The sequence below is a fragment of the Myxococcales bacterium genome (genome assembly GCA_022184915.1).
In the GTDB taxonomy this organism is placed as follows: Bacteria; Myxococcota_A; Polyangia; order Fen-1088; family Fen-1088; genus JAGTJU01.
Map to the genome: position 1 here is coordinate 206,141 of JAGTJU010000001.1, position 12,083 is coordinate 218,223.

Genomic DNA, 12,083 nt, shown 5'->3' on the forward strand with positions numbered 1-12,083 from the left:
ATAGCGCTGAGTTCCAGACGATCTCGAGGTCCCTTGCCTTGTGGCGGCTCATTCGTACCGCAGCGCCTCGATCGGGGGCACGCGTGCGGCCCGCAGCGCCGGGTACAGGCCGGAAAGCAGGCCCACCGCCACGGACACCGCGAGCGAGATGACGATCGAGGCGGGGGTGACGATGGTGGGCCAGGCCGCGTAGAGGGCAACCGACTTGGCGAGCGCCACGCCGATGGCCACACCCAGCAAGCCTCCGATGGCGCTGAGGGTGAAGGCCTCCACGAGGAACTGCAGCACCACGTCGCCCCGCGCGGCCCCGATGGCCCGTCGCACGCCGATTTCGCGGGTGCGCTCGAGCACCGAGGCCAGCATGATGTTCATGATGCCGATGCCGCCCACCAAAAGCGAGATGCCGGCGATGCAACCCATGACGATGTTGAACAGCCGCTGCGTCTGGCGGCTTTGATCCAGCAGCGCCTCGGGCACCACGGTTTCGTAGTCGTCGATCCCGCCGTGCAGCTTGTCGAGCAAGCTCTTGACCACCGCGGCCGTCTGCCGAGAGTCCGCTTTGTCCGTGAGCCGCACGATGACCTCGTCGAGTGGGGACGCCAGCGGGTCGCGCTCCAACTTGCGGGTGACCGTGTTGATGGGCAGGAAAACGGCCCGATCCAGGGAGCCGCCCGGGCTCTCACCATCGCTGGCGGCTTGGCCCGCGGGCGCCAGCACCCCCACCACCTCGCACCAGAGATCGTTGACCTTGAGCCGGCGCCCCAGCGCCGGGCCCAAAACGAAGAGATCGCGCCGCAGGCCCGCGCCCACCACGCAAACCTGCGCGTGAGCGCGATCGTCTTGGCGGTCGATGAAGCGCCCCTCGGCCAGGGAGAGCGAAAGCAAGCTCTGGTGCTTGTGAGACACCCCGTAGGCCGTGCCCTCCGTTTTGGCCCCTGCGGCCTGGATGCGCCAGGGCTCCACCTTGAGACGTGGGCCCACCATGGCCACCCCCGGAACGGCCTCTTCGATGGCCTGCACGTCGCGCAGAGAGAGCCCCAGGGATTTTTTCCGTGCTTCTCGCAGATCGTCGGGGCGAAGCTGCCGTGCGCGCACCAGCACGTTGCGCATGCCCAGGCGATCGATGAGATCCTGCGCTTGCGCGGCGGCGCCCGCGCCAATGGCCAGCATGCCGATCACCGCGCCCACCCCGAACATCACCCCCAACATGGTGAGGCCTGCGCGTAGCTTGCGCGTGGCCAGGCTGTCGCGTGCCGAACGAAAGGCCTCCCCCCAGCTCATGGCCTGGGCCTCCGCGCGCCGCGGGGCGGGCCCGCTGCCTGGGCGCCGCTGGAGATGGCCGTGCCCTCGGCACCGGATCGGCCGCCTTGTGGGCCTGCGGGGGCCTCGGGATCGCGTTCGGGATCTCGCAGTGCCACCTCGTCGCCCGCCGTCAAGCCCTGCTCGATGACGACCCGGCCAATGGTGCCGGGGCCGGGTGAGACCTGCGTGGGCACGAAACGCCCGCCCCGCCGAACGAACACCACGAAATGCCCGTCTCGCTCGAAAAGCGCCTGTCGTGGCACCACCAGCGCGCCTTCGCGGCGTTCGAGAAAGATGCGGGCGCGTACGCTCTGGCCTGGTCCCAGGCCCGTGGGCTGGGCCAGCAAGCTGATGCGGGCCGTGAAATACTGCGTGGGCAAGTCGGCGTGAAGAGGTTTGGGAAAGGGCTCAACGGACTTGACCTCGCCCTTCCACACCTTGCCCGGTTGCGACTCGATGATCACCTCGGCGGGCTTCGTGGGAGCCAAACCCCCGGCGTCGGCCTCCAGCACGTAAACCTCGGCTTCCATGAGCTTGTTGGAAGAAAGCTGGGCGATGCGCATGCCGCCCCAGACGCGATCGCCCTGACGAACGAGCGGCTCCACCACGAAGAGACCGGCGTGTTCGGCGCGCACTTCCAGCGAATCGAGCGCTCGCTGCGTCTCCCGCGCGCGTTCGATCGCCTTCTTGCGATCCACCGCGAGCACCTCGAGCTGTCGTTTCGATACGCGTTGTTCGAGCGTTTTCGCCGCGGCGGCATGCGCCAGCCGCGACGCGTACAGTGCCTCGTCGATCTGCGACTCGATCACCTCCGTCCGGGGGAAAAAGCGTTCGTCTTTGACCCCAAGCTCCCGGGTGCGGGTGAGCTCTTCTTTCGTCACCTCGGCGGACAGGTCCCGTTCGGCCCGCTTGGCCTCGGCCGCCACGCGCTCTTTTTCCAGCGCCTGCTCGGCTTTGGTTTGTTCGTCTTCGTTGCTTGCCACCTGCAAACGCTCGTTCGTGTCGTCGAAGCGCATGAGCACGTCGCCGGCCTCGACCGCCGTGCCGTCGGGCAGCATCCACGCGATCACGCGCGCGCCGCGGTGGGCCCGGGGAGTCGTGATGGGCGTCGAGTCCACGGGTGCGAGATAGCCCCGCGCCTCGGCGACGCGGGCGAAAAATTCGGGCTGGATGCGCGCTGTGGGCACGTCGGACGCGCGGGGCGCCGCCGGAGCTTTGCCCAGATCGAGCGCACGTGGGCCGAAGAAGGCCAAGCCGCCCAGGGCGCCCACGAGCAGGACCAAGCTGAAAGCCTTGCCCCCGCGGCTCATTCGCTCACCTCGAGATCCCTCGTGGCCAGCTCATCGCCAGGCGACAGACCCGAAAGCGCTTCGGCAAAGCGCACGTTGCGCTTTCCCAGCGTGACCGGCGTGCGCGAGAACCCCGTGGCCGTTTTCCGGAACACCACGGGGCCTTCGGGGCGATGAAAGATGGCCTCCACTGGAACCAAGAGCACGTCAGGCTTGCGTTCGATCTCCACCTGTCCACGGAGCTGCATGGCAGGCCGCATGGCGATGGGATCCAGGGTGTCCAGCGCCACGTCCACGTGCACCACCTTGAGCGGCGTTTTCGGCGACTGCCTGTAGACGCTGCGGCCGATCTCCGTGATCTTTCCGCGCCACTCCCGTTCCGGGTGGGCTTCCAGGCGAAGCTTCACCGTCTGCCCCACCTGCAGGTGCGCGGTATTGATCTCATCCACCTCACCGCTCGCCTTCAGGCGCGAAAGATCCGCGATCTCGAGGCAAGCCTCCGACGACCAACAAAGGTCGCCCACCTTCTTTTTGTTGCCATTCCAGTCGATTCGGTACATGGCCATGCCCGTGATGGGGCTCTTGACGGCCAGCGAGGCGATGGCGTCCTCCATCTCCTTGAGTCGGCTGGTGGCGCGGGCTTTGCGGTCACGGAGAAAGGCCATGTCGGCGTCTCCCAGCTGGGTGGCGTAACGCAGCCGCGCCTCGGCCCCTGCGAGCTCCACCCGCGCGGCCTGCACGTCGAGTTCGGCCAGCTTCATGGACACGGCGGCCGTGAACTTCTCCGGCAGCTCGGCCTTCAGCTCTGCCTTGCGCAGGGCCGCGGCCGCTTCGGCCACCTTCTGTTCGTCTTCGCGACGGGCCAGGGCCATCTCTTCCCGCTTGCGCGCGATCTCCTTGTCGGCCACCTCCATCTCGGCGCGACGCTCGATGAGGCGCCGCTCGAGCTCAGAGCCGTCGAACACGAGCGCGGTTTGGCCCGCCTTCACTTCCTCGCCCTCGGCCGCCATGCGCACGACGTTGAAGTTCCACATGCCCGGCGCAGACGGCGGGCTCAGGTAGGCGGAGCTCAGCGCCTTGAGCGTGCCGGTGACGTCCACCTCCAGCACGAGATCGCCCCTCGTGACAGGCACCACCGCCGTGGGGCCCTCCTCGCCGCAGGCCAGCAGACCGCAGGCGAGGCAGAGCGACAACAGGCCGGGCAAGGCCTTCACGAGGCGTCCCCCGAGGCAAGGTCCACTTGCGACGCCAAGCCCTCTTCGACCACACAAACCATGGCGTTGCAGGGGCCGAGGGTGATCGGCTTTTCCTTCTCACCCCGGGGGCGCACCTGCGCGGCGTCGTCCTCGGAAAAGCGCAGCGCCTGGCGCGGCACCACGATGGCCTCCGAGCGTGCGTGCGCGATCACCTCGACCCGCGCCGAGAGCCCCGGCCGCAGGCGGGAATCGGTTTCGCCTTCGAGGGTCAGGCCCACCTCGAAGACCCGACGAAGAGACTTCTCCATGGGCTCGCGCGCGATCGCAGAGACCGCGTCGACGCGGGCCTTGAAGGTTTGCCCCGGGTACGCGTCCACGGTCACCTCGGCGGGCATGCCCACGGCGACCTTTCCATCGTCCACGTCGGCCAGAAAGGCCTTCACCCGGATCTGCGCCAGGTCGGGCATCTTGGCCACCACCATGCCCAGCAAGACCTCGTCGCCCACCTGCAGGGGCCGTCCCTCCCGGTGATCTCCCACCAGCACGATGCCATCGAGCGGCGCGCGCAAGGCAAGCCGCTCGATGCCCTGCTCCAGGGTCTCGAGCTCACGCCGTGCCCTAGCCAGGCCCAATTGCTGCGTGTCCCGATCGATGGCGGCCGTACGGCGTTGTGTGGCCAGCGCCTCCTTGGCTCTCACCAGATCGGCCTCGGCCTTGGTCAGCGCCAACTTGGCTTCGAGTACGTCCCGCTTCGAGAACAGATCGGCCGGCATGTCGGCGTTGATGCGCGCCCTGTCCACGGCGATGCGCTTGCGTTCCACGTCCAGCACCTTCTCGCTTTCGCTGAGCGCCGCCTGCGAAAGCTGCTTTTGCAGCTGCGACTCGGCCTGGGACACGGCGATCACCTTCTGCTGAAGCTCGGTGGCAAACGACGAGTTGTCGAACTCGGCGACGCGGTCTCCTTTTTTGACGGCGGCCCCCATCTCGGCAAGCCACCTCAGCGTGGCCCGACCGTTTTCCACGGGCGGCACGCGCAGCTCGGCGGCCGAAACGGCGTCGATCTCCCCCGTCAGCAGCACCCGCTGCTCGAAGGAAGCCTTTGCGCTTTGAAGCAGCGCGGGCTCTTGCGGGCCGGACGTGGTGCGGGATCCCTCACACCCGGAAAACAGCGCCCACGCCGTGGCCATGACCACACAAACCCTGGCCGGCCGCCAAGGGGGGGCCATTCGTGCCGTTTTGTCGCGTTCAGAGGGCAAGTTGAGACAATTTATCCGCGCAGGTGTGGCCTGCATGCTCGACGTTTTGGACATGTGGGGTGGCGCACGGCAATCATTTCGCGGGCCTTGGGCGATCCTCGCTTGCCGCAAAGGTGGGATCGCGCTTTGCTCGATGCAAGCGCTCGTCCAATGCAGCAAACCATCGTTGAAATCTCGGACGTGTCCAAGGTGTACGGCTCGGGGGAGTCTCCGGTCTACGCACTGCGCCAGGTGAGCCTGCGCATCGAAGGCGGCCAGATGGTGGCCATCATGGGCGCGTCGGGCTCGGGTAAATCCACCCTGCTGAACCTACTGGGCACACTGGATCAACCCACCGAGGGCCGCTACCTGCTTGACGGGCAAGACACCCGGAGCATGGACGATCGCGCGCTGGCGCGGTTTCGCAACCAGAAGATCGGGTTCGTGTTTCAATCCTTCAACCTGCTGCCTCGCTACAGCGCTCTCGACAACGTCGAGCTGCCCATGCGCTACGCCAACGTGCCCCGCGCCGAGCGCCGCAAGCGCGCCGAGGCCGCGCTCGAGCGGGTGGGCCTGGCCGCCCGCATGCACCACTTGCCAAGCCAGATGTCGGGTGGGCAGCAGCAGCGCGTGTCCATCGCGCGGGCGCTGGTGCAAAACCCCGTGCTGCTCCTCGCCGACGAACCCACGGGCGCCCTCGACAGCGAGACCACGGAGCAGATCATGTCGTTGTTTCAGGAGCTACACGCCACGGGCAAAACGATCGTGCTCGTCACCCACGAGCCCGACGTGGCGGCTTACGCCCAGCGTGTGGTGCGCTTTCGCGACGGGCGCATAGTGGCCGACGAGGCCAACGCGCCCCGGGCGCAGTAGGGGCGGCTCCGAGGCCAAGGGCCTTTGGACCGGCAGAGAGCGCTGCATCGACGTGCGAAGCGGTCGCCTGGGCAGAGGTTCTATTCGTCGTACGACAAGGTATACCGACAGGACGTGCTGGATCACGCATACGCGCTTTGCCGCGCGAATGGTGGAGCAGCGGGACCTGACGGCAAGACTCTCGAGAGCATCGGAGAGGCCGAAGTCGAGGCGCACTTGACGAAGGTATCGGAAGAGCTCCGAAGGAAGACATATCGGGTTGGACCGGTCGGACGGGTGTACATTCCGAAGGCCAATGGCGGAGCCGAAAGGAGTCATTCGATTTCCTCGGCTACCGCGTCCGAAGGCGGGTTGGCCGGCTGGTGCTCGATATCAGCCCGAAGTCGGTGTCCCGGATCCGAGAGATGCTGCGCGAGCCAACGAAGCGAACATTTCAATCGCTTCCGCGGCTCGTCAGAGAGCAACAGCTACATTCGTGGGGCCCGGAACTACTTCAAGCTGGCGCCGTGGTGGTCAAGACGCCGTCTCGACAGCTACGTCGCCATGCGAATCGCAAAATGGTTTCGTCGGAAACGCAGCCAATACCCGGCATGGTCGCTCGTGTCGGGGCACAAGGTCCACCGCGAGTACGGCGTACTCGAATGGGCTCCTGTGCAACCTTGGAGTCAAGACACCGCGTGGGCGCGTTGACGAATCCGGTCGAACCGCCGGATGCGGGAAATCCGCACGTCCGGTGGGATGAGGGGGCGCCAGCCAGCGGATAGACCTGCTGGCTGGGCCCTACTCTACGTACGCCCTCGGCTAGGTCGATTAGGTCGCGCCAGCCGTCCACAAGCCCGGCAGCGAGGCGGAGGATGCGATTTATTGACCCGGTTTCGCCTCACTCCGTACAGGAAGAGGCATGTGTACAGTCCGCGTCTTGTTCTGCGCCACGATCACCGGCGCCGGTGCGTGCGCCCCTGGCGACAAGGACCGCGTTGCCGCGTCCCCTCCTTTGCAAGGGGATTCGGCAGGCGCGAAGTCGATACACGGGGCGGACGGCGCGGGCATAATTGGGTCGGCGTCGTCATGGCTGTTGCGCCCGTAGGTGTTGCCGGAGCCTCTTTCAGAGTCCAAGAAAATGTTTGCTGCGATTGTGTGGATTCACGCCTTTGTTCTGCCCGACTTTTCAAACCACGAGGGGGAAGTGGCGGCGGGAGTGACCGTCTCCGGCGAGCCCTGAGAGCGAGCCGCAGAGGAGCACGGCGATTCCGCCCGGCGCCTGATGTTGGGCCTCGAGCTCGGGTTCCTGGGTCAAAAGGGCATACTCCTACCCTATTGGGTCATGGTAGGCGCGCAAGGCTCGTCCACTCTCGAGCGGACTCGGGTCTACGGCGAAATGGGGGTGTATGTCATTGGCCTAGGTTTCCAGGGAACGGCCGACGAAGTGCGCCCGCACATGTTCATCGGTGTGCCCATTCCGCTTTGGCACGCGTCGAGTAGAAAGAGCATCCAGCTTCTCTACGCTACGCCGTTCGTGCGCGTTCCCATACTGGGTGGGCCCGCCGAGTTCGGCGTCGCCTTGAAATGCGTATTGCCGTGGGTTTGGCAGTTCGATTGATGCCGCGCCAAGGCAACCTTACCGGCCGGCGGAACCGGCACGGAGGGCAGGGCGTTCAGCCCCTCATCGTTCGCCTACAGCGCACTGGGCGCATTCGCGGACGAATCACGCAACGCGTCGTGTTCGGGTTGGTCGTGAGCGTTTGCAGCCGCTCTGCGGAAATCCGGCCTGCAAGCGGACCGAGCCGGGCGTCAGCGAGCTGACCCGCGACGAGCCCTCTACATCGACGTGGACGCGGAGCGTACGAGGTGACCCATCAGCGACACCGGGATGACGGCGGTGGCTTGCTCCGGCAGGCTCGTGCACGGCTTGGAGGGTGCACTTGGCAGCAGGACGGAAGATTCGGAACGAAGACGAGGCACAGGAGTATCTGGCGGCCGCGAAGCTCTCGCGGGTGAGCATCGGTGACTGGGCGCGGGCCCGTGGGATTGATGGGCGCTCGCTGCGGGCCTGGGTGATGGCGCTGGAGCGGCGGACGCCGCAAAGTCGGGGACAGCGACGGGGCAAGGGGAAGGTGCCCCGGCCGGCATTGGTGGAGCTTGTTCCCGCTCCACCTCGCGGCACCGTTGGGACTGCTCGTTACGTGGTCAAGCTCGCCGCGGGGCGGGTCGAGTTCGGCGACGATGCATCGATGGCGATGCTGCGCCAGGTGATCGAGGTACTGCGCTCGTGCTGAGTTTCCCCGCGACCGTGCGCGTGTTCGTCGCGGTCACGCCGCTCGACATGCGTGGGTCCTTCGATGCGCTCGCCGGCGCCGTCAGGGGTCTCGGGCTCGATCCGGTCGACGGCCATCTGTACCTCTTCTTCAACAAGCGCCGGCGGTTGGCGAAGGCGTTGTGGTTCGACGGCTCGGGTTGGTGCGTGCTCGCCAAGCGACTCGAAACCGGAAGCTTTCAGCTTCCGCCCCTCGACGGCGAAAAGCCCCAGGTCGCAATCGATGGCTCCGCCTTCGCTTCGCTCCTGGCCGGGATCGACTTCACCGCCGCTCGGCGGGGCTGGTATCGGCGAAAAGTGTAATTAGGGGATCGACACGTGTTGTCTCTCACGCTATCTCACCTCGAGTTTCTCAGCGAAGATCACCCTGACAGGGGGTTGATTTCTCAGATTGGAGGGTGGGTGCGTGCCGGGTTGGATAAGGGCACAAATGGAGAAGCCCCGGCGCGGTTGAGGCGAAGCCGGGGCTGATTTGGGGATTCTTCTCGGGGTTCAGAAGGGCAGGTCGAGCTGGTCGCAGGCGTTGTCGATGGCCACGTGCCTGTATTCCCTGATCGCGGTGCGCAAGTCGACACAGCGAAAGAGAAGGAGGTACGCCGAGCGCGCTTGCGGTGAGAGCGGCTCACCAAAGGCCAGCCCGCCCAGGGTTAGGTCTGGATGCGCTGCGTGTAGCTGTTGGGCAGCAGCTGCGAGCGTGGCGTCCAGGGCGGCAAGGACGCCGATCGCGGGCGCGACACAAAGCTCGTCGAGCCCGGGCTGGATGATGGGACCAGCCTCCAATGGAATCGTAGTGCCCATGGTCACCCGACCTCCGGCAAAGCTGCCTGGACGTGCTCGACAGTCACGGATTTGGCCCGTGCGAGAGCTGCGGCCATGAGGGCGTGGTGAGCAAGGAGGTTCACTTTTCGTGGCAGACCTCCTGTGGCCTGGAAGGTTGCCTCGAGGGCTGCGGGATCAAAGAGCGGCAGCTCGGTCCCCGCGAGGCGAAGCCGGTGAGCAAAGTATCCGGACAGCTCCTCACGGGAAAGACCTGCGAAGTGATAGCGCATGACGATGCGCTGGCTGAGCGCCTCGTAGACAGCCATGCCCAGTCGACGACGCAGCTCAGATTGTCCCACCAGCAGCAGGCAAAGCCGATTCTCTGCGTCCATTTGGTAGTTGGTCAGGAGCCTGAGGTCTTCGAGCACGTCAGGCCTGAGATGATGGGCCTCATCGACGATGAGGATGGGGCGACACCGTGCCTCGGTGGTCAGGCGTGTGACCTCGGTTCGGATCTGCCGATACACGGCGGCACGGTTGCGCTCGGTGGGCAGGCCCATTTCCCAGGCGATGGCTTTGTAGACGTCCATGACGTTGCCGGTCGAGTGGGCGACGTAGACCACCTTGTGTAGCCCCGTGTGCAGTCCCGAGACTACCTTGCGACAGGCAGTGGTCTTCCCGCTGCCGCTGTCGCCCGTGACGAGGCCGATGCCCCTCATCTCGATGAGGTGATTGAGGCGGACCGACAGCTCCTGACTTGCAGATGAGACAAAGAGGTCATCAGGCTCGACCTCCTTGCCGAAGGGATGGCGGTTCAGGCCGAAGTGCTTGCGGTACATCATCGCTCTCCTTGGTCGTGGTGCTCGACGACGTCGAAGTCGCGCAGGCGAAGTCCTTCTGGCGGATTCGGTGCAACGCGGTCGGCACGCAGGACGGAGCGCACCTCGTTGTCGCGTTTGACGAAGCAGTTGGCATACGCATCGACGGGTTTGGCCAGGCCGACTTTGCGCCCCTTGACCCAGAGCTCGACGGGCTTGCCGACCCGGCTCGGGTCGAAGCGCAAAGAGACGGTTTCGCCGACGAGCGAAGCGTCCACCTCATAGACGACGCCCCGCAAGCTGACGGTCCTGTCTTTGTGTACCTTGCGCTTTTCCTCGAAGAGAAAGAGCGCACTGAAGTCTGCGCCGATGTCCGGCAGCCGCACCTCGTCGCAAGCGCGAGCCCAGCGCTCGAGCGGGGTCTCGCCATCAAGGCCTCTGTGAGGGGCCTGGTGGTACTCCCCCTCGACCCAGGTCCAGAGCTTGCGGTTGAGGGCTTCGAGGCTCGCAGTGTCTCCTTCGGCGAGGGTGCCAAGGCATTGCCGGCGCACCTCGCGGTGCCAGCGCTCCTGCTTGCCCTTGCCCTGGGGCTGGTAGGGGCGTGCATGGATGAGAGTCACGCCCAGCCTGGCACAGACGAGGGACAGATGATGCGACCGATATGCTGCCCCGTTGTCGACGTAAAGCCGCAGGGGAAGTCCACGCCGTCGCAGCGCTTGCTCGAAGACGGGCATGAAACAAGAGACGTTTTCGCCGAGCGCGAAGGCAGCGTACGGGACGACTCGGGTGGCGTCGTCCATGAATGAGATGAGATACGTCTTTTGGCGGCGCTTGCCTCCGATCAGCACGGACGGTCCGTGCATCACGTCGCTCATCCACATCTCCCCCGCCTTCGCGAAGGCGAAGCGACGGCGGTCGTTGCTCGTTGGCGTCTCGGGCTTGCGAGCCATCAAGCCTGCACGAGAGAGCACCCGATGCACCGTGGCTGGCGCCAGCTCCAGGTCCTGTGGTACCTCGCCCGAGGCTCGCACGGCATCGATGACCATGCGCACAGACAGTGCGGGCCTGTCTTCCTTGACCATGCACAGAAGGTCCACGATGGACTGTGGGATCTTGCGTGCCTGCCCCTCGTCACTGCGCGCCTTGGGCATCAGGGCATCGAAGCCGCCGTGGCGATAGGCCTTGAGCCAGTCTCTGATGGTTTCGGCAGCGATACGGCTCCTGCGTGAGCCGGGGATGTCGTAGGTGCGGTCCGCCTTCTTTGCGATTTGCTCGCCCAGGCCTCGCTTGCCTTTGGGCCAGTGCAATAGGTCGGCAATCACACCATAGCGAAAGAGCGCGACGGCCTTGCGTCGCTCGTTGTCGTCGGCTTGGGTGTCCATGTTTTCTCCTCGGCGCCCGTGGTTTTGGCGGTGAGCGCCTATGCCTCGACCACTACAGGCGTTAGGGCGGCGGGTCTGGCCCCGTTTCGTGTTCGCGAGGTGTCCACAGTCTGCTGGCGGCTCGACTGCGGGGGCCGAATCCGACTGGCGCGGGCAAGGCGCCAAGCTGCTTCTCGGATTCGGCTCGTACGTGCCGCAGTACCGGAGTGCCCAGACGCTGGCGGACCTCAGCGAGCGTGGGCTCGCAGTTGCCGAGCAGCGCGGGCGTCGAGGTCACCAGCACCAGCAGGGCCGCCCGGGTGGCGCTGTAGCGGCGGCGCACCCATCGCACCGCCCCGGGCAGTTCGATGTCTGGCCGCAGCCGATCGGCGGCTGCCTCTATCGACGGCGCGGCCTCCACCGCGGTCACCACGGCCTCGACCTCCTCCAGGGAGCCACTGAGCCGAGACGCCAAGCAGTCGGGCAACAGGCTGAAGGTCCGATGTGCCGTCGGGCAGTAGTACCGGGCCACCCGCATCCCAGCTGGCTCCACCCGGGCGTAGGTCCCGAGGCTGCGAAAGCCACATTTGCTACCAGATCCGTGCGCCGGACACCGCTCGAGCCTTGCCTGTTGCCAGCCTTCCTGCTTAACGTATTGCTCGCTGGTCAGTACTGTCGCTTGGCGCAACTGCACGACCGGCCAAGGGCTCGCACGGTTGCCTCCGTGGCGGGCCCAACCTTTTTCTGGGGTCCCAAGGGCGGGCGTTATGCCTGCCGGCCGGTAGCCTCACCCAGATCCCCGTTTCCCGCAAAAAGCCACCTCACCCTTGTCCCGCTTTCCGCCCCCTCATCACGAAAACCACCAGGGACCCAGTGCGGGAAATCCTTCCTGGGGGTTTACGGATTTACGTGAGACCTAACAGACACGGATCGCAG

Annotated in this window: 12 protein-coding genes; 4 read left to right on the forward strand and 8 right to left on the reverse strand. The window is 65.9% G+C overall.

Going from position 1 to position 12,083, the window contains the following annotated elements:
• Positions 1-48 precede the first annotated feature (48 nt).
• Genes KA712_00880 through KA712_00895 form a run of 4 tightly spaced genes read right to left on the reverse strand, consistent with a single transcriptional unit; the run spans position 49 to position 4,974 of the window.
• Positions 49-1,281, reverse strand: a complete 1,233-nt coding sequence (locus tag KA712_00880; GenBank protein ID MCG5051489.1) for an ABC transporter permease — start codon at positions 1,279-1,281, stop codon at positions 49-51.
• Positions 1,278-2,612 carry an efflux RND transporter periplasmic adaptor subunit gene (locus KA712_00885; GenBank protein MCG5051490.1) on the reverse strand — a complete coding sequence of 445 codons (1,335 nt, stop codon included), beginning with the start codon at positions 2,610-2,612 and terminating at the stop codon, positions 1,278-1,280. The genes KA712_00880 and KA712_00885 overlap by 4 nt, the downstream gene beginning before the upstream one ends.
• Positions 2,609-3,805, reverse strand: coding sequence for an efflux RND transporter periplasmic adaptor subunit (locus tag KA712_00890; protein MCG5051491.1), 1,197 nt, complete (start codon positions 3,803-3,805; stop codon positions 2,609-2,611). The genes KA712_00885 and KA712_00890 overlap by 4 nt, the downstream gene beginning before the upstream one ends.
• On the reverse strand, positions 3,802-4,974 hold the full coding sequence (locus KA712_00895) for an efflux RND transporter periplasmic adaptor subunit (protein ID MCG5051492.1): 1,173 nt from the start codon (positions 4,972-4,974) through the stop codon (positions 3,802-3,804). Before KA712_00895 ends, KA712_00890 begins: the two co-directional genes overlap by 4 nt.
• A gap of 231 nt (positions 4,975-5,205) precedes the next feature.
• Here KA712_00895 and KA712_00900 point away from each other — a divergent pair, with 231 nt between their 5' ends.
• From KA712_00900 to tnpB, 4 genes are all read left to right on the forward strand, one after another.
• Positions 5,206-5,895, forward strand: coding sequence for an ABC transporter ATP-binding protein (locus KA712_00900; GenBank protein MCG5051493.1), 690 nt, complete (start codon positions 5,206-5,208; stop codon positions 5,893-5,895).
• Between the two features lie 1,264 nt (positions 5,896-7,159).
• The gene (locus tag KA712_00905; GenBank protein MCG5051494.1) at positions 7,160-7,495 is read left to right on the forward strand and encodes a hypothetical protein; all 336 of its coding nucleotides are present in this window, start codon (positions 7,160-7,162) and stop codon (positions 7,493-7,495) included.
• 322 nt (positions 7,496-7,817) lie between these two features.
• Positions 7,818-8,171: a hypothetical protein gene (locus tag KA712_00910; protein MCG5051495.1), complete on the forward strand. Its 354-nt coding sequence runs from the start codon at positions 7,818-7,820 to the stop codon at positions 8,169-8,171.
• Positions 8,165-8,512: an IS66 family insertion sequence element accessory protein TnpB gene (gene tnpB / locus KA712_00915; protein ID MCG5051496.1), complete on the forward strand. Its 348-nt coding sequence runs from the start codon at positions 8,165-8,167 to the stop codon at positions 8,510-8,512. Before KA712_00910 ends, tnpB begins: the two co-directional genes overlap by 7 nt.
• Positions 8,513-8,701: 189 nt before the next feature.
• Here the strand turns inward: tnpB and KA712_00920 are convergent, their stop codons facing one another.
• The 4 genes from KA712_00920 to KA712_00935 all read right to left on the reverse strand — a co-directional run bounded on the left by KA712_00920 (position 8,702) and on the right by KA712_00935 (position 11,685).
• Complete coding sequence (locus tag KA712_00920; protein MCG5051497.1) at positions 8,702-9,007, reverse strand: hypothetical protein; 306 nt, start codon at positions 9,005-9,007, stop codon at positions 8,702-8,704.
• A 2-nt stretch (positions 9,008-9,009) separates the two neighbouring features.
• Positions 9,010-9,810 (reverse strand): AAA family ATPase, encoded by an 801-nt coding sequence (locus KA712_00925; GenBank protein ID MCG5051498.1) that lies wholly within the window; start codon positions 9,808-9,810, stop codon positions 9,010-9,012.
• A complete protein-coding gene (locus tag KA712_00930) occupies positions 9,807-11,168 on the reverse strand; it encodes a DDE-type integrase/transposase/recombinase (protein MCG5051499.1) in 1,362 nt (453 codons plus the stop codon). Before KA712_00930 ends, KA712_00925 begins: the two co-directional genes overlap by 4 nt.
• Positions 11,169-11,229: 61 nt before the next feature.
• Positions 11,230-11,685 carry a hypothetical protein gene (locus tag KA712_00935; protein MCG5051500.1) on the reverse strand — a complete coding sequence of 152 codons (456 nt, stop codon included), beginning with the start codon at positions 11,683-11,685 and terminating at the stop codon, positions 11,230-11,232.
• Between the last annotated feature and the right edge of the window lie 398 nt (positions 11,686-12,083).

Coding starts and splice junctions, on each gene's coding strand:
- KA712_00880 (MCG5051489.1), bottom strand. CDS start 1,281: ATGAGCTGGGGGGAGGCCTTTCGTTCGGCACGCGACAGCCTGGCCACG.
- KA712_00885 (MCG5051490.1), bottom strand. CDS start 2,612: ATGAGCCGCGGGGGCAAGGCTTTCAGCTTGGTCCTGCTCGTGGGCGCC.
- KA712_00895 (MCG5051492.1), bottom strand. CDS start 4,974: ATGGCCACGGCGTGGGCGCTGTTTTCCGGGTGTGAGGGATCCCGCACC.
- KA712_00905 (MCG5051494.1), top strand. CDS start 7,160: ATGTTGGGCCTCGAGCTCGGGTTCCTGGGTCAAAAGGGCATACTCCTA.
- KA712_00920 (MCG5051497.1), bottom strand. CDS start 9,007: ATGGGCACTACGATTCCATTGGAGGCTGGTCCCATCATCCAGCCCGGG.
- KA712_00925 (MCG5051498.1), bottom strand. CDS start 9,810: ATGATGTACCGCAAGCACTTCGGCCTGAACCGCCATCCCTTCGGCAAG.
- KA712_00930 (MCG5051499.1), bottom strand. CDS start 11,168: ATGGACACCCAAGCCGACGACAACGAGCGACGCAAGGCCGTCGCGCTC.
- KA712_00935 (MCG5051500.1), bottom strand. CDS start 11,685: ATGCGGGTGGCCCGGTACTACTGCCCGACGGCACATCGGACCTTCAGC.